Genomic DNA, 18,272 nt, shown 5'->3' with positions numbered 1-18,272 from the left:
ATCAGTATCTCATTACAAAGTGAAAGAGAGACGTAGCGCCAGCGCTGCCAGCGTTACAAACAGCACAGGCAGAGTCATGACGATCCCGGTGCGGAAATAGTATCCCCAGGTGATGGTCATATTCTTCTGTGAAAGGACATGCAACCAGAGCAGCGTTGCCAGGCTACCAATAGGTGTAATTTTAGGTCCCAGATCGCAGCCAATCACGTTGGCATAAATCATCGCTTCTTTGATAACGCCTGTTGCGGTGCTGCCATCAATAGAGAGAGCGCCAACCAGCACGGTAGGCATGTTGTTCATTATGGAAGACAGGAAAGCCGTCAGGAAGCCAGTACCCAGCGTCGCGGCCCAGAGTCCTTTATCCGACAGTACATTCAGCACACCAGAAAGGTATTCGGTTAGCCCGGCGTTGCGCAGACCGTAGACCACCAGATACATCCCCAGCGAGAAAATAACGATCTGCCAGGGTGCCCCACGCAGCACTTTACCGGTGTTAATGGCATGGCCTCGTTTAGCTACTGCAAACAGGATCACAGCTCCAACAGCAGCAATCGCGCTTACCGGGATACCCAACGGCTCAAGGACGAAAAAACCAACCAGAAGAAGGATCAACACTATCCAGCCGGTTCTGAAAGTTGCCAGATCTTTAATCGCTTTTGCCGGTGCTTTCAGGAGAGCCAGGTCGTAAGTCGATGGAATATCTTTGCGGAAGAACAGATGCAGCATAACCAGCGTGGCAACAATGGCTGCAATATCCACCGGCACCATTACCGACGCATATTCGGTGAATCCCAGACCAAAGAAGTCCGCCGAGACGATATTCACCAGGTTCGACACGATAAGCGGCAGGCTGGCCGTATCGGCAATAAACCCGGCAGCCATGACAAATGCCAGTGTCGTGCCTTTGCTGAACCCTAATGCCAGCAGCATGGCGATGACTATCGGCGTCAGAATAAGTGCCGCACCATCGTTGGCAAACAGTGCCGCCACCGCCGCACCGAGCAGAACGATATACGTAAAGAGCAAACGTCCACGACCGTTACCCCAGCGGGAAACGTGCAGCGCTGCCCATTCGAAAAAGCCGGACTCATCAAGCAGCAGGCTGATAATAATTACGGCAATAAAGGTCGCCGTCGCGTTCCAGACGATATTCCACACCACCGGAATATCGCCCACATGCACAACGCCAGATATCAGAGCCAGTCCCGCGCCCATCATTGCACTCCAGCCGATCCCTAATCCCTTTGGTTGCCAGATAACCAAAACAATGGTCAGGACAAAAATAGCGCCTGCCAGTAACATAAAACCTCCTGACAGGGCGACTTTGCCGCCCTGTATATGCAAAAAAATTAACTCATCAACTCTCTGAGCTTTTCAATACCAGCGGGCTCTGACGCCAGCACCGGAACAAGCGCTATACGGTTAGAGTGCTGATTCTTAACAGCCTCAATCTGAGGCCGTTCCTGCCGGGCGCGCTGGCAAAGCAACGGAGAACGCGTATCCGCAATGGAAAGGCTGTTATTGATAATCCAGCCCCACGGATGAATCCCTGCTCTTTCAAGGTCAGCCTGCAGGTTTGCCGCTTCCAGAACCGGTGTGGTTTCAGGAAGCGTAACAAGCAGAACTTTGGTTCTATCCGGATCCTGAAGCTGCATCATTGGGGTAGTAAAATGACCTTTACTCCCCATTTTTTTGGCAATCTCTCGGTGGTAAGCCCCGGTCGCATCCAGCAGCAACAGCGTGTGTCCGGTAGGGGCGGTATCCATGACAACAAACCGTTTACCCGCTTCACGAATCACCCTGGAAAAGGCCTGAAACACGGCAATTTCTTCAGTACAGGGAGAGCGCAAATCCTCTTCCAATAGCCGTTTCCCTGCTTCGTCCAGATCTCTTCCCTTCGTCTCAAGAACATGCTGGCGATAGCGTTCGGTTTCATCGTGAGGGTTGATGCGGCTGACCTGAAGGTTTTTGAGGCTGCCGTTCAGCGTTGTACTTAGGTGCGCAGCAGGATCAGAGGTCGTGAGATGCACGTCAAATCCCATGTCTGCCAGCCTTACGGCGATGGCAGCAGCCATTGTGGTTTTCCCTACGCCACCTTTGCCCATCAGCATAATCAGGCCGTGTTCACTGCGAGCGATATCATTGACCAGGCCAGAGAGCGATAAGTTTTCAGGCGTGTACTGGATGTTCGTTACCGGGAGCGGTAATGCCTCAGAACCGGTATCCAGCAGTCCCTTCAATGCTGAAACACCAACCATATTGACTGGCTGTAGTAATAGGGTATCTGTCGGTAGCCCAGATAAACCGGCAGGAAGATTTGCCAGTGCCTCCTGCTCACGTTGCCATATCGCAGCGGCCAGGGCGTCATGTTCAGCTTCGGCTTTAGGCAGCACACCATTAATCACCAGGTATTGGTTTTTCAGGCCAATTGCGGCGAGTTCTTCATGGGTGCGGGCGACTTCCTGCAGCGTAGATTTTTGCAGTCGTGCAACCAGAACCAGGCGGGTACGTTCAGGATCGGATAACGCCTCTACTGCATGAGCATACTGCTCACGCTGCTTTTCCAGCCCGGCCATTGGGCCAAGACAGGAAGCACCATCTGGATTACTTTCAATGAAGCTACTCCAGGCACCGGGAAGCTGGAGAAGGCGAATCGTGTGGCCCGTCGGCGCTGTATCAAAAATGATGTGATCGAAGCGGGTCAGCAGGGAAGCGTCTGTCAATAAGCCGGTGAACTCATCAAACGCCGCAATCTCAGTGGTACAGGCTCCTGAAAGTTGCTCGCTGATACTGTTAACAACGTCATCAGGCAAAAGACCTTTGATAGGATCAACGATTCTGGAGCGGTATTGTTTGGCGGCTTCCTGCGGGTCGATTTCCAGAGCGGAAAGTCCAGGAACTGCTGCCACAGGGCGAATGGTATTACCGATAGCCTGATCGAACACCTGACCGACATTGGAGGCTGGGTCAGTACTGACCAGCAAAACCCGCTTACCCTGTTCAGCAAGGCGGATAGCCGTCGCGCAGGAAATAGAAGTTTTTCCTACACCACCCTTGCCGGTAAAAAACAGGTAAGGCGGGATATTCTGTAAGAATTTCATATGTCCTCCTGACATACTCAGCAACAGGAAGTATTACCACCACAGCAGCTGGTGGGAGCTAACCCTACCTTCTCCAGCGGAATACCGAACCAGCGAGCCAGCTCAGCGCGTTTTGGGTATCGCCCTGCCATCACCGTTTCACCGTCCAATAGCAGTAACGGAAGACCTTCTGCTCCAGATGCTTCGAGGAATGCTTTCGCTTTCTCATTCTGAACAAAGCTCATGGGCAGCTGCGCCAGGTTGTAACGTTCAACCTGTACACCACGTCCTTTCAGCCACTGCACATCAGCAGAAAAATCAACCAGAACCTGATCGACATCTGAGCCACATACGCCGGTACTGCAGCACATTGCCGGGTCAAATACCGTTAACGTCTTCATTCTGAATACCTCACATTTGGAAAAACATATATGTTCAGGCAAATTTTTTAGATGCAAACAGCCTTACCGCTACCAGAGCAGTTTGCCGATGCCAGCTTACGGGCGATGGCCTGTACGTCGTCCTGTTGGCTTAACCAGGCCTGCTCAATCACCTGAGCAGCCCAGGATGGAATATGCGGGGATAAGCGATAATGAACCCATTTCCCCTGCTTGCGATCCAGCAATAGACCGCTTTCCCGGAGCATTGCCAGATGGCGGGAGATCTTGGGCTGCGACTGATCCAGCGCTGTACAGAGATCGCACACGCACAGCTCTCCCATCTCTCTGAGCAGCAGTACGATCCCTAGACGGGTTTCATCGGAGAGATTTTTGAAGAGTTGTAAGGTGGCTAATTGCATCGCTTCTCCTTTTCATTTAGTAAAATCATACGCTCTGGGATTATAAAATCAACAATACATATGGAAAAAAGGATGTATTAATGCTCTGTGCCGTCATGACTAGCGTAGAGACAATAGCGACAATGGTCTTTTATACCTCCATAAGTTCCTCTATGTTCTCTTGGACCTAGCCCAAAAGATATCAAAACTGAAATTTCTGAATGTCCGCTTCGCGCTCAAACCGGGCATTCGTCGATATTATGTCCAGTGTGATTGGTGACGAATTTGACCAATCCGACCGCAACTACATTGTCTAAAACTTTACCAATTTTGGTTATATCTGTTGATTAGACGCACCGGCACTTTAACAACTAATTTTGCTTATTTATTTCAACTAAATCAGAAAGTTGCTTTCTAAGCTCCTGGACTGACGACACAAGATCAGCAATGATGGCTACATAGTCTACGTTCATCACCTGGAACTTTTCCCCATCGATCTCCTGCTCGCATCCCATGAAGGTGTAAGTAGTGTCCACAGTATCAGCCTGCTGCGCGATAAATCCACGACGTCGGCGGTCTTCTCCTTTCATCTGATACTCACATACCCCTAACCTCTCAACACGCTGCAGTGCATTCCGAGGCGCTTCCGTGAATCCCTCTTTCAGACGCACGTCTGATCCGGTGGTCATTACGTCACCTTTTCCGGTGGAGATTGTGCCGCCAGCGCGAAATATCCATGCGTCCGTACGCCCGAAGCCATCCGCGTAGAGCACCAACCTGTGCTCAGTGCCTACCAGCTCCTCCATGTACATCTGCACGTAAGCGCCGTCCACATCGCCGTAAGCCCCGCGCCCCTGCATCATGGATCTGACAGGGTTGGAGGTCAGCTGCGTTCCAATAGATGGATTGGCTGGCATGGTGGATGATGCCGTGATACGCCCGTCAGTGACCCAAAAACTTGCCACCTGACAATTAATACGGTTCGCCCTGTCCTGAATGATACGGGCGGTAAAGTCGGCGCTGCTGCTGTTGTAGTGAAAGTCAATGTAAGGCGTGCCCATTGACAGCTCTAACGCCTGAGAATACAGCTTGCCCTTTGCCGTGTTATCGAAACTACCACCAACAGCCAAATCTCCAGGCAGCGTCGTCTGGTTATCGGTCCCAATAACGAGGATGTCATCAAAGGTATCTGACGGTGACACAGTGTTCGCTCTTGAACGCTGAACCCTGAACGGTGTTCCCGAGCCAACGGCAATTGTCCCGCCTTGCCCCTGTTTTTTGAGCAGAGCCAGATCTGAGTTCTTACCGAGAATAAAACCGGCATTATCGCTGGTTATAACCTGCGAGCCGTCGAGTTTGTTTCCTCCGGTGAGTTTTGCCAGCGCGTTAAGATCCGATGCCTTCGCCATCCCGGCTATCGCTGGTACGGTCACCTGCTTTCCGGTGATCGGGTCAGTCAGGGTGATATTGCCGCTGCCGGTCAGGGCCATCGACCAGCCCTCCACCACACTACGCCAGAATGCAAATGCGCTGGCCAGCTGGTTAGCAAACGACGAGGTGCTGGCGGTTTCAGCGGTAATAATGCCGTAACTGGCACCGGAAAATGCGGTGGTGATATTCCGGGTCAGCGTCAGCTGCGTGTCACTGTCCACGGATTTGATCGCATACAGGTCAGCACTACCGCTGCGGTAGACCACCAGAATCGACCCCGGCTGTATCCCCAGCGCCACCTGTGACCACTTTGTTGTCGCTCCTGTCACTCGCGCCTGAGATGCTGCGCCCGTGACGGTGCCGACTTCATACATCGCCATAATAAAGTTCCTCCTGGATGATTATCCCTGGAAAAGAAAAGGCCCCTTACGGGGCCTCTGTTAGCTAAATGAACTGCTGTCCGTCCGAAATGCGGTTGCGGTGATGTTCTCGACTGTGCAGGTGTAATCAATCGCGGCAGTACGACCTGTCGCTTTGATAAAGAAGCCGACATTGTTGTAGTCAGCATCCAGGCGCGCGGCAAACCGCAATTCAAAGGCCGTGGTGCCGGCTGTGATATTACCGGCATCGACGAAGATACGGCGGGTTACCTCCTGCCCACCAATGTTGAACGTAATATCAGAGGTATACCCCAGGCCACTGCCCGTCCCATAGGTCTGGCACACAAGGGTGCAGGCCAGAACCACTGTCATGCTATACCCCCTGTTCTGATACGCACCGTTCCGCTGTACCGTCTGGTTGCGGCGGAAGGTCAGGCTGTCGTAACTTTTGGCCACCGCAATGTCACCGATGAACGCATCCGCCTGGACAGTGCCACGGAACACGCCGCTAGTCGCTTCGACCCTGCCACGGACGAGCACGTTATTGAACTGCGAAGAGCCATCCTTGGCGATACGCCAGCCGCGTGACCCGTCAACAAAGTCATTCGAGCGGATCTCGTTGCCGATCTTCGCGTTTGTGATGGAACCATCAGCAATTTTGGCTGTGGTCAGGGAACTGTTTTTGATACGTGCCGTATCGATATACAGCTCATTGCCCTCGGCAATCATCACCGGCACTGCCGTCGCATTGTTACGGTTAAACAGCGAGAACCGGTCGGCGTAGAGGATCATGTCGCTCGTTTCACCATTGCTACCCAGCGTAATCCCCGCGCCAACATTCTTCCCGTTAACCGTCTCAACCTTCATCGACCACAGCGAACTCACCGTACCATTCACATCCGCCACGGTTTTAGCGGTGTTCTGAACGGAAGCGCTGAGATCCCCGACACTGGATGTCAGGGTCGTCTGCTGCATTGCCAGCGCCTCCAGTGCCGTTGCATGCGTCTGCTGGGTACTGGTGATACTGGCCACCGATTTAATCGTGTTGTCCAGCGTCGTCTGGTTTTTGATGTTGGCGGCCGCCTGCGCGTCAATCTGCGACTGAAGCGAGGTATTCAGGCTGGCCTGTGTGCTCTGGCTGTCGCTCAGCGTCTTCGCCATGTTATCGACGCGGGAGTTGGCGTTATCCACTTTCGAGGCCAGTGCTGTCTGCTGCTGCGCCTGGGCAGTGATTTTCCCTTCGGCATCCGTTACGCGCGCCGTCAGGCCGCTCACGGCACTCGCCGTCGCGTCTGAGGCATCCTGTGCCGCTTTCGCATCGGTAACATCCGTGATGACCAGATCGTCGATATACAGTGAATAGCCAGGGGTACCGTTGCCGGTGGCGCCACGGGTGGAGATCCAGACCACCGCGCGTGTTCTGCCTGCCCCGTTGTTACTGGCGATCCCCGTGAATTTCACCCACTTATCGCGCGCGCCCAGAGAGGCTTCGCTGACAGTGACCGCCACCTGCCAGGCATTTTGCCCGGCAGCATTCTGTGACTGGATACCGACCAGCGTTGTCCACCCGGAGGAGGGCGCCTGATCCGCCGGCATCATGGCCCAGAACTCAAACCGGAACTTCGCGTCCTCACGGACTGACTGCCAGGTGCCAAGCTGTTTATCGCTGTTGCCGCCGTTGTTCTCATCCCGTCTCAACTTCAGGCTCTTATCGCCGGTGAATTTCTGAGACGCCACCACAACGGCGGTGCCGTTCCCGCCCAGCACCTGGCCATCGCTGTAGCTTTCAAACGTACCGTCAACCCACGGATTAGCTCCCTGAGTGCGGATGGTATTGATGGTGCTGGTCAGCGACGTGATGCTCTGCGACTGGCTGGTGATGGTGTTTTCCACCTGGCTTACGCGACCGGTCAGTGAACTCACCGCGGACGTGTCAGCCTTTTTACCCAGCTCAGTATTCATCGTGGTCAGGCTGTTCTGCAGACTGGTGAGCTGCTGCGACTGCGAATCCAGTTTACCCTCGGCAGACGTCATCCGGGTGGTCAACCCGGTGACAGCGCTTTGCTCTGCTTTCTGACTGACCGCCGCATTCGTGACGGCCAGATCGCCGCTGAGTTTCGTCAGTTGCTGCGCCTGGGTGGTGATAGCCCCTTCAGCAGCGGTGACGCGGGTATTCATCTGAGAGATGGCCCCGGCATTAGCCGCGATATCCTTTTCATCCGTAACATCGAGGACATGGAAATCATCGAAATACATTGCCCCCGCGCTGAGGAAGGTCGTCAGCTGGAAACTGGCCGTCGTGGTCTTCGTGGCTTTCCAGTCAAACGTTACCAGTTGCCAGCCAGAACTAAACGGTCCGTAGTTTGAGCCGACCAGCAGGCCAGTGCTGTCAGCCACACGAAACTTCGTGTTACCCGCATCTTTAATCGTAGTTCCCGGGTCCTGCTTCGCCCATACCCCCATGCGGTAGGTGCGACCCTGCGTGATACTGATTTCCTGTCCGACCAGGTTCGACTGGCCGGCGGACATTTTCAGCGCCTTGTTACCCGAGTGCGGAACCTGTAAATCGGCCACCGTCGCGGTACTGCTCCAGCCGGTAAAGCCCGCCGCGCCGCGCTCAAAACTGCCGTTGACAATGAGGTTGCCCGGCATTTTCCCGCTGGCGTCAATATCCGCTGCCGTCTGGCTCAGGCTGTTACTCAGTTGCGTCAGAGAATCTCCCTGCGCACTGAGTGTTTTGCCCTGCTCCGTGACCTGGTTCTGCAGGGTGTTCATCGCGCTTGCGTCCGCTTTTTTGTTCACGTTCGCATTCGTCGTGGCCAGATCGCTGCTGAGTTTTGTCAGCGCGCTGTTGGCCGCCGCGATGTCATTCCCCTGCTGCGTCACCGTGCCCTGCAGCTGCGTCACCGCTGTCGTGTCAGCCTTTTTACTCACCGTATCGTTTGTCGACCGGAGGCTGTTCTCCAGCGAGGTGGTCCGCGTGCCGATGCTGCTGAGCGTATCGCCCTGCTGGCTAACCGTGGTGGTCAGTGAATCCACCGCTTTTGCGGTCGCATCTGCGGTTTTCTGCGCACTGTTCGCCGCCGTCACGTTACGCATATGCCAGTCGGCAGCGTACCAGACGGTGCCGAACGGGCTGCTCTGATTAACCTGCAGGAACGGCCGCAGCAAGCTGGTATCGGATGGCACCGTAAAGCGCCAAGTGGCACGCTTCCACGCAGTGGTGGTCTTAGTATTGCCCCCGGAAGTTCTCGCCTTGATGCCATCGGTGGCGGTGGTGGCACGACCAATATAAAAATTAAAGTCGGCGCTGCCGGCACCACACGCTACCAGAGCAGACATTTCAAAAACGTCGCCCGGTGTCACGGCGATATTGTTGATTTTTGGCACATGGTCTCGCCCGGCCAACCGAATAGCATACGTGAACGGGCAATCAGCCGGCACACCTGCAGCAGTGGTCTCCACCACGTCATACCCCATACGGTCATAGGCTGGATCAAGTGACGGGTTCGGAATGTAATCATCCCCAGCTGCCTTCCCGGCGGTCACTGCCGCTGTCAGGCTGACTATATTGCTGTTGGCTGCCGTGAGGCCTGCCTCGGTTTTTTCCACCCGGCCAGTCAGCGCGTTAAGAGCCGTCTGATCCGCTTTGGTGTTGACCTTATCGGTAGTGCTGCTCAAATCGCCCTGCAGCTTCGTGATAGCCTGCCCCTGGGAGGTGATCTTCCCTTCTGCACTGGTGACCCGGTTGGTGAGGTCACTTACCGACTGCGCGCTGGCCTTTTGTGATACGCCATTCGAGGAAAACAGCGTTACGTTACGGATCAACAAGCGAGCTGTTGATGGTGTCAGTGTCCCAGCGGCCAGTCTCAGATACACGTAATTACCGATAAAAGTAGCCGGAATGTTCAGGGTAAAAGTTTTGGTCTGCCAGTCGGTGGTTACACCGCTCAACCATTTCGTGGTAGAGCTAAGCCAGTTCACCGGATCCGACAAATCTGCAATAACACCAACCGTATCGGTAGATACGTTTGTCATCGTAACCGAGCTTCGCACCTCAAGACTAAGCGTCAAGACGGTCCCTGCCTCTACGGGTACTTTCGTGATGTTTGCCGTCCGGATGGAGGCTGTAGTTGTTTGCAAAGCTTTTTCAGCATCGTTGTACGTAAATCCAGAGCCAGTCCCCGAATCTACCCACAGCGATAAATCTGATTCCATTCCACCATTGCCGATGAGACTGCCGGAAGACAGCGATCCTTTCAGCATGGTCAAAAGGTTACCTTGTGATGTCAGCATTCCTTCACTAGCGCTGACACGGTCACTAAGCATACTTACGGCCGCACTGTCGGCTTTCTTAGCCACATTCCCGTTGGTGATGCTCAGGCTGTTCTGAAGATTCGTCAGCGCGTTGCTTTGCGCGGTCAGGTCTTTTCCTTGCTGCTCAACGGTGTTCTGCAGGCTCTGCAGCGCCGTTGCATCAGCCTTCTTCGCCATATTGCTGTTAGTCGTATTCAGGCTGTTCTGCAGGCTGGTCAGGCTGTCTCCCTGCGATTTCAGGCTGCCTTCGGTAGCCGTCACGCGGGTCGTCAGATTCGTCAGCGCGCTGGCATCGGCCTTGCCACTAATATCCTTACCAAGTTGCGTCACATCCGACTGCAGTTTCGTGATCGCGCTGCCCTGAGACGTAATATTCTTCCCGTTCTGCGTGACTGACGCGGACAAACTGGAAAGCGCCTGCGCATTCGCATCGGCGGCATCGAGCGCCGCTTTCGCATCGGTCACCTCAGTGATGATCAGATCATCAATCAGGAAGGCGTCACCCAGGCGAACTTTTGGTGTATTCGGGATGGAGATCCTCACCATTGCCTGTTTCAGCGCGGTTCGGTTGTTGGTCAGATAGCCACTGACTTTTGTCCAGTTGTCCACCGACAACTCGGAGACTTTCACGTTCAGGCCAGGCCACGACCAGCCATTGGCAGAATCCTGGAAGGAAAATCCGAGCACCATATAAACGGTCGGATCGGCGGTCGAGCCAGCCGGCAACTTAACCCACGCCTCCACGTAATAGACCGCGTTATCGCGAACCTGCATGCCCGAAAAAATATGGGTATCGTTATTATCCGTCGCGTTCGGGTTGTACTCCGTACTGCGCGTAACACGCAGGCTTTTGGTCCCGCTGTGCGCAGCTTCACTGGTGATAACGGCGCGGGTATTACTGAGAACATCGCCGACGGCATAGGATTCAAAACTGCCGTCCGGCAGTACGTTGGCTCCCCGTGTCGCCTGCTGCTTCAGCGATGTATTCAGGCTGGTCAGGCTGTCGGCCTGGCTACGGATATCCTTTTCAGTCTGGGTAACCCGGTTGGTCAGTGAACTGACCGCCGACGCATCAGCCTTCTTCGCCACATCGCCTTTGACCCCTTCCAGCGCGTTATTCAGCGCCGTGATGGATTGCCCCTGTGATGTCAGGGTGTTCCCCTGGTTCGTCACCGTCCCGGTCAGAGACGAAACAGCATCGCTGGTCGCCTTGATGTTGGTTTCATCGGTGATATCAAACACCCGGACGGAATCGAGCCAGATTTCACCGTTTGTCGGATGAGAATAAAGTTTGAAGTTCTGCCCGTCCGCGCCGGCAGCCGTCAATCCGGTTTCCCAGGTGATGGTTTGCCAGTCAGTGGTCAGCGTGACCGTTTTATCCTCATACGTACTGTCCGTCTGGCCGATTTTGTTCTGGCGACGGATCAGCAGACTCATCGCGCCGGAAACACCTTTGGCCTTCACCACCACCCGATACTTGCGCTGGCCATTCAGCGGCACCGGCTTGTTGTTGTTGGAGAAAATGCCTGGGCTGGTAGTGGTCGTCCGGTTCAGCCGGACCCCCGCTTTCCCGTCCCCGAAATCGCCAAAGGTCACACCGGCTGGATACTGAATATCCCAGGCAGTGCTGCCCTGCAGAAAATCAAAGTTCGGGATCAGGTTGTCGCCGGCGTTGCGGGTGGCCGTCAGCACATTCGCCAGATTTGTCAGCTGCTGGCTCTGTGTGGTCAGTTTCCCTTCCGCCTCTGTCACCCGGTTATCGACCGAAGTCAGTGCCGTGGCATCGGCCTTCTTCGACACATTGCTGTTGGTCGTGTTCAGGCTGTTCTGCAGGTTCGTCAGCTGCTGGCTTTGTGAGGTGATGGCCCCTTCCGCTGTGCTGACCCGGCTCGTCAGTCCGGTAACGGCGCCGGCGGTGGCATCGATGTCCACCCGGTCGGTAACGTCAGTGACGTAAAAATCATCGAAGTAGCGGCTGCCGCTAATCAGATAGTTACTCAGCGTCACCGGCAGGCTGGCTGTCTCCGTCGCTTTCCAGCGACCGGAAATCAGGGTCCAGTTTGTTCCCACCGTACCGCTGTTGTATGGACGCTCAAAAACCGGCTGGCCGGCAGAGTTGCCGATCCGCAGCTTGTTGTTCCCCGCGCCATTATCCGTCGTCGCTCCGGGTTCCTTGACCCACACCCCGATTTCATAGGTTCGCCCCTGAACAAACGGGATGTATTGCCCCGGAGACACGCTCCCCGGATCAACCTTCAGCGCCCGCGTCCCGCTGTGAGGAGCGGAAACCTCCACCACACTGGTCGCGGTTGACCGCCCGGTATAACCATCCAGCCCGCGTTCAAATGAGGGATTCACGACCAGGTTACCCGGTATCTGACCGCTGGCATCGATATCTGCCGCAACCTGCGAGAGACTGTTCGACAGATTCGTCAGCGAATTGCTCTGGCTCTCCAGCGTTTTACCCTGCTGCGTCACTTTCGTGTCGAGCGTGGCCAGCGCTGTCGCATCGGCTTTCTGCGCCAGCGCTTTATCGGTATTCGCCAGATTTCCGGTCAGTTTTGTGATGGCGCTGTTCGCAGCAGTCAGATCGTTGCCCAGCTGTGTGACGGTATTGGTCAAATCCTGCACCGCTGTCGCATCAGCCTTTTTGGCCACTGCGGCATTGGTGGTGGCCAGCCCGTTTTCCAGCTGGGTTGTCCGGTTGCCGGTCGAGGTCAGCAGATTACCCTGTTGCGTCACGGTGGTGGTCAGGGAGTCAACCGCCGCCGCCGTGGCATCCGCAGTATCCTGAACCTTTTGCGCCGCTGTCACATTTCGCATATGCCAGTCCGTAACGAACCATACGGTGCCATACGGGCTGTTCTGCGAGATCTGCAGGAACGGGCGGATATAACCCCTGTCTACCATCGCCTGCGTGACCTTGAAGCGCCAGGTGGTTCTCTGCCAGGTCGCGGAGGGTGATTTTCCGCCCCCCGCCATGAGTGGCGCACCGGTGCTCGTATCTGGCCGAACGGCGGTGCCAACATACAGATTAAAATTCGCCGTACCGGCGCCGCAGGCAACCAGTGCGCTGATCTCAATCACATCGTTAAGCGTGGCCGGGAACGCGGCAAAGTTAGGATGGTGATCCCGGCTGGCAATTCGGGCCGCATAACCATACGGGCAGCCAGGAGGGACCTCCTCAGCCGTCGTGGATACGACGCTAAACCCCATCTGGTCATAAGCCGGGTCAAACGTCGGGTTGGGAATTAAATCTCCGCCTGATGCGTTTCCGGCCCGTACAGCGGATTTCAGCGAGGTAATGTTGGCGTTAGCAGCCGTCAGCCCGGATTCCGTCTTCTCCACTCGTCCGGTTAGCGAGTTCATCGCCGTCTGATCCGCTTTGCTGGCCACGTTCGCGTCTGTCTGCGTCAGCGCATTCCGGAGTTGGGTGATGCTCTGCGAATTGCTGACCACCTCGTTGCCAATCTGGCTGGCATTCGAGCTGAGCACGCCGGCTGCGTTTGCCAGCGCGGAAACCCCGAGACCGGAGTACATCTCAGCAACCTTGTCTGACAGCTTCAGGCCCAGGTTGATATACGCCTGGCCGGTCCACTGATTCACCAGAAACTCAACGGTGTTCCAGCCGGCTTTCAGTTCAAAACTGACGTTATTCCAGCTGGCGTTACCCCAGGCGACCTGAACCCCATTCACAAATATGGCGCCGGTATCATCAAAAACCCTGGCGCCGGGCGCCAGTGTGATGGTGGTATCTGCGGCCACTTTCACCTGGCAGGAATACAGCGCGATCAGATAGCTGCCGGCGGACGTAAAGTCCAGTTTGGCCGCGTCGGCCACCTCATCCACTACCGTTGGTGCCACAGCGCGAACATCGCTGAATGACGGGACTGTCCCGGCGTTAGCCAGCTGCACCGGATAGATCCGACGGGACCAGCGATTCGGCTGGCCATTGACCAGTTGATTCGACAGGCTGGTGATGCTGTCAGTATTGCTGCGAATATCCCGCCCGTTTTGCTCTACCTGCTGCGTTAAGGCAGTGACCGCAGCCGCTTCAGCTTTCTTCGCCAGCGCGGAATTTGTCGTGCCCAAATCGCTCGTCAGTTTCGTGATGGACTGACCCTGGCTGGTTATCCTGTCGCCCTGCTGGGTAACAACAGACTGCAGCCCGCTCAGTGCCTCATTCGTACCAGCCAGGCCCGTTTCCGTCTGGCCAACCCGGTTAGTGAGCGATGTTAACGCGGCGCCTTGCGATGTCAGCGTGGCGCCCTGTTGCTCAACTTTCTGCGTCAGGGACGTCAGCGCGGCCGCATCGGCTTTTTTCCCGAGGCTGGTTTCCAGGCCACCGATACGGCTCGCCTGCGCGCTCTGCTCTGTCGTCAGAGAACTCAGTTCACCAGAAACAGCAGCTTTGTTGTCGTTAAACTGCGTCTGCAGGGACTCTCTGGCCTTAACTTCCGCCGAGATGGCGGTAACGCGCGCGGTTTTTTCCTGGTACAGCAGCCCGGAGGTGACTTTCTCCAGATCGTTCCCATCATAGGAGCCACGCATCTGCGCCGCCAGCGTGCTGCGTGCCTGCGCTTCGGCGGTCAGCGCGTTACTCAGCGTACTGCGCACATCCTGCAGAGCCGCCGTACTGGCGCCGGGTGCTGGCCGGCCAACGGCAATCCAGTCGAATTCGATAAAGTTGCTGGCATCCTGCTGGTTCGTCAGGTCCAGGCGAATACGATCAATGTTCCCTGTCCACGGAATATCACGCACCGTCAGGGTTGCCACGCCATCGGCATATTCCGGCTCAGCAACAATGTATCGCTTCGTGTTATTGAAGTTTTCGCCGGCAGACACCCAGCGGATCTCACCCGCCCAGACTGGTTTGCCGGTTTTACGAAAGCGCAGCATGATGAAGCGGTACGCCGCACCATCGACAGCCAGTCCGCCAGGAGAGGTAATGTACGGATCGGTGGCACTGTCCGCCGGGCGTAACCAGCCATCCTGGGACACACCCGGTACGCCGGCGCTGCCGGTCCAGCCCTCGGTCGTCTGATTGTTGAAATGCCAGATAACCTGCGAATCGAACTGGATATTAGCGCCGGCAGCGAGGCTGGACATTTCCCGCGCCAGATTTTCATCGGCAGTCTTCATCACCTGAGTCAGGCTCTCGATACTCGCCTCAATCCCCTGCGTTGCCGCCAGCAGTTCATCAGCGGCCTGTGCCGCCTTCGCGTTAACATCGGCAATACGATCCGCGGTCTCCTGCTTCACTGCATTGGTTAGCGTGGTGTTAACCTGAGACAGCGACTGCTTCAGGCCATTTTCGGCAGTCTTTATCTGCGCATTCAATGCGGCATCGCCATCGGCCAGCGTTTTGCTGACCCTGGAAATCTCCAGGTCGATGGTGGCGTTGATTTCCGCAGCCGTATCGGTGACTGACTGTCTTACCTGGGTGATGCTGTCGGTCAGCGACTTGTTCACAGTTGCGATCTGCTTGTTCGCATCTGCGACGGCGGATTTTGCCTCCTGAACGCCTTTGTTTGCCTGAGCCAGACCAGAATCGAGAGCCTCATTAACCGAGGTGATCTCATCCGTGATGGTTTTATTCACGGCGGAGATCTTCCCGTCAACATCAGCCGTGATGCTTTTCGCCGATGCATCAATATCCTGGCTGACCTGTTTCGCCTGGTCTTCGGCTTCCTTACGCAGAGCTTCAGCGGTCTGCTCCAGTTCCTGCTGCGTATTGCGGATACCTTCCTGCGTTTCGCTAATGGTGCGCTGCGTTTCCTCCCAGGCAGCCGTATCCTTGATCGCGTCGGTCAGGTTTTCGTAGTAGTCATCAAAGTTATCGCTGGCCATCCCCTGGACCCAGCCGGTCCACGGGCTTTCATTGCCAAGACGATCCACAAGGCGCGCCCGGTACCAGAATTCGGCGCCCATACTGAGGCCCATCTGCTGATAGCTTTTCCCCGGATAGGCCACATCTGATAACGGCATTGGCGCACCGCCGTCCTGGTTTTTGCTGTACTGCAGTTCGGTGCGCAGCGTATCCCCGGAGCCGGTCGGGAACTCCCAGCTAACCTGGACCCCATGAACCAGCGAACGGGTTGCCAGCGCCAGCGGTGCCAGCGGCTCGCCGACCTTGCCGGTCAGGGTTTTCTCTTCGGAATACGCCCACCCGCTCGAGATTTCCGCCGCATTTATCGCGCGGACACGAACCAGATAACGACCGGCATAAATGCCGCTGACCTCAAACGAGGTGGTCGGGCTGCGCGGTACATTAATCCAGTTCCCGTCGTTACGGCGCCACTGCGCCTCGTAGGCAATAGCACCGCTGACCGCTGACCAGTTAACCTGCATCGTTTCGACGCTGATCCCCTGATTCACGACCGAGCGGGATGTGATGACAATATCGTCAGGAGGTGACTGGTTGCCCGCCGGCAATACGCTAACCGGGCGCTGGTCGATAATAGCGCCGGTATCGATGCGGGCGAATTTATCTGGGTCATGTGCCACGCCGGTGATCGTGAGGGTGGCATCGCTGTTCTCTTTTACCCCTGTAACCCGGTACTGCTGCAGGAAGAGGTCATCAGATTCAATGGCCCAGACGCATTCCCGTTCTGGCGTCTCACTGTACGCCGTTGTGACCGTAATCTGCCGGCGTCCGTTAACAGCCTGAATAGTCCGGCTCTGTGAAATACCGGATGGCAGGTTTAGCTGGAGGCGGTCGCCAGGTTTGGCATCCACATCACGATCCAGCGTAATCACCCGGCCATTCACCGCACTGATTCGCCCGCCGTTAACCCGTCCGGCCAGCAACTCATCCGCCAGGGCAATGATATAACCGGGTTGAGGAATGCGACCGTCCAGCCCCACATCAATTTCGACCATGCGGTCCTTATTGTTGGTCAGTATGCCCCACAGACCCTTACGGTGGGCTTCGCTCTGGCGCGTACAGCCAATCGCGGTCAGTTCAAGCTGGTTAAAACTGTAGCGGGAAACCAGTTCCGGGATAAACGCCGGCTCCATCGCATCAGCATAAGCATTATCCGGATCAGACCAGGAAACCAGGGCGTTGGTGTACCGAACCTGGCTGCTGCTGCTCGAATAACGGGGTTTGCCGACAATATTGGCGCGCGTATAGGTAAAATCGACATCACGCGGCATATCAGCCTGCACAACAATCTGCTCACCGTTCCAGCAGGTCATGCCCCGGAAAATGGCGGCAAAGTCTCGCAGCACGGTGTAAGCATCGTTGCGTTCCTGGACGTAGACGTTACAGGTATAGCGCGGCTCCATGCCGTCACCACCGCGCCCGTCAGGAACCAGCTGATCGCAGTACTGTGCAATCTGGTACAGCGTCCATTTCGAAATATTGGCGCTGCTCAGACGATTACCGAGACCAAAACGGTCAGCTATAACAATGTCGTAATAGATCCAGGCCGGGTTATCCGTCCAGGCCCATTTAAACCCGCCGGTCCAGACGCCGGTATATTCGCGGGTTTCCGGATTGTAGTTATCCGGCACACGAATCACGCGCCCACGCGGCTCACAGGAAATTTGCGGAATGGAGCCATTAAACTGGCTGGAGTCGAACTCGATATAAAGCAGCGCGGTGTTGGGATAACGCAGCTTCGCGTCAATCACTTCGGTATAGCTCTGCAGCGTCATCACGTCGCCAACTTTGACACTGTTTGCATCCGGAGAGATTTTACGCAGGCGTAGCGTCCAGGTACTGCCGGCCTGGGGAAGATCAATACGATGGCTCCGCTCATAACCGGAGGTGGTTTTACCTGTGACAGCGGTTTCCAGCACCGTCTGCCAGGCGCCGCCGTCGGTCTGCAGGTCAATCGCATACTTGACGGTATTGCCCACCACGTCGACGTCATCTTCCTGTTTCATCAGGGACGGCCATTTCAGGCGGACACGAACGGCAGAAAGCTGGGTATTAGTAAAGGTATGGGTCCAGGCTGTCTTGCTGGAAACTTCCGTTCCTACACTGATTTCATTTTCAGTGCCGGGAATACCCTGAATATAAGTCTGTGCCTGCGTGCCGGGGCGAAATTCCCAGGACACACCACTGAAGTTTTGCGAACCATCAGCATTTTCAAGCGGGGTGCCATCAAGATAAATATCTTTCCCGGTTAAACCACCTGCAAATTCACCCTCACCTAATGCGAGCAGAATTTTGGCTTTTGCAACGGACTGTAAATCATCCGGCTGTTCCGTCGGTGTACGCTGCTTTGAGCCGCCACCCTTGCGCCCTTTAATTATGTTATTTGCCATATTACGCCC

6 protein-coding genes are annotated in these 18,272 nt (G+C 55.6%); all 6 read right to left on the bottom strand.

Annotated features, from left to right (window positions below; translation table 11 throughout):
- Nucleotides 1-12: 12 nt before the first annotated feature.
- Complete coding sequence (gene arsB, locus IB144_RS09515; protein WP_017880249.1) at nt 13-1,302, bottom strand: arsenite efflux transporter membrane subunit ArsB; 1,290 nt, start codon at nt 1,300-1,302, stop codon at nt 13-15.
- Between the two features lie 47 nt (nt 1,303-1,349).
- Nucleotides 1,350-3,101: an arsenite efflux transporter ATPase subunit ArsA gene (gene arsA, locus IB144_RS09510; RefSeq protein WP_017880250.1), complete on the bottom strand. Its 1,752-nt coding sequence runs from the start codon at nt 3,099-3,101 to the stop codon at nt 1,350-1,352.
- 17 nt (nt 3,102-3,118) lie between these two features.
- Complete coding sequence (gene arsD / locus IB144_RS09505) at nt 3,119-3,481, bottom strand: arsenite efflux transporter metallochaperone ArsD (RefSeq protein ID WP_064081149.1); 363 nt, start codon at nt 3,479-3,481, stop codon at nt 3,119-3,121.
- Between the two features lie 47 nt (nt 3,482-3,528).
- A complete protein-coding gene (gene arsR, locus IB144_RS09500) occupies nt 3,529-3,879 on the bottom strand; it encodes an As(III)-sensing metalloregulatory transcriptional repressor ArsR (RefSeq protein WP_064081150.1) in 351 nt (116 codons plus the stop codon).
- A gap of 350 nt (nt 3,880-4,229) precedes the next feature.
- Nucleotides 4,230-5,669 (bottom strand): tail fiber domain-containing protein, encoded by a 1,440-nt coding sequence (locus IB144_RS09495; protein ID WP_017880251.1) that lies wholly within the window; start codon nt 5,667-5,669, stop codon nt 4,230-4,232.
- A 60-nt stretch (nt 5,670-5,729) separates the two neighbouring features.
- Entirely contained in the window at nt 5,730-18,263 is a 12,534-nt protein-coding gene (locus IB144_RS09490) for a DUF1983 domain-containing protein (protein ID WP_149358942.1), read from the bottom strand.
- Nucleotides 18,264-18,272 lie beyond the last annotated feature (9 nt).

It is taken from the genome of Klebsiella sp. K4, from assembly GCF_014596785.2.
In the GTDB taxonomy this organism is placed as follows: domain Bacteria; phylum Pseudomonadota; class Gammaproteobacteria; order Enterobacterales; family Enterobacteriaceae; genus Klebsiella; species Klebsiella pneumoniae.
Note: the sequence above shows the minus strand (reverse complement) of the source record. Positions and strands in the feature narration are given on the sequence as shown.

Bases quoted from the DNA above. Each gene is read 5' to 3' on its own strand.
- arsA (WP_017880250.1), bottom strand. From the start codon at position 3,101: ATGAAATTCTTACAGAATATCCCGCCTTACCTGTTTTTTACCGGCAAG.
- IB144_RS09490 (WP_149358942.1), bottom strand. From the start codon at position 18,263: ATGGCAAATAACATAATTAAAGGGCGCAAGGGTGGCGGCTCAAAGCAG.
- arsR (WP_064081150.1), bottom strand. From the start codon at position 3,879: ATGCAATTAGCCACCTTACAACTCTTCAAAAATCTCTCCGATGAAACC.
- arsB (WP_017880249.1), bottom strand. From the start codon at position 1,302: ATGTTACTGGCAGGCGCTATTTTTGTCCTGACCATTGTTTTGGTTATC.
- IB144_RS09495 (WP_017880251.1), bottom strand. From the start codon at position 5,669: ATGGCGATGTATGAAGTCGGCACCGTCACGGGCGCAGCATCTCAGGCG.
- arsD (WP_064081149.1), bottom strand. From the start codon at position 3,481: ATGAAGACGTTAACGGTATTTGACCCGGCAATGTGCTGCAGTACCGGC.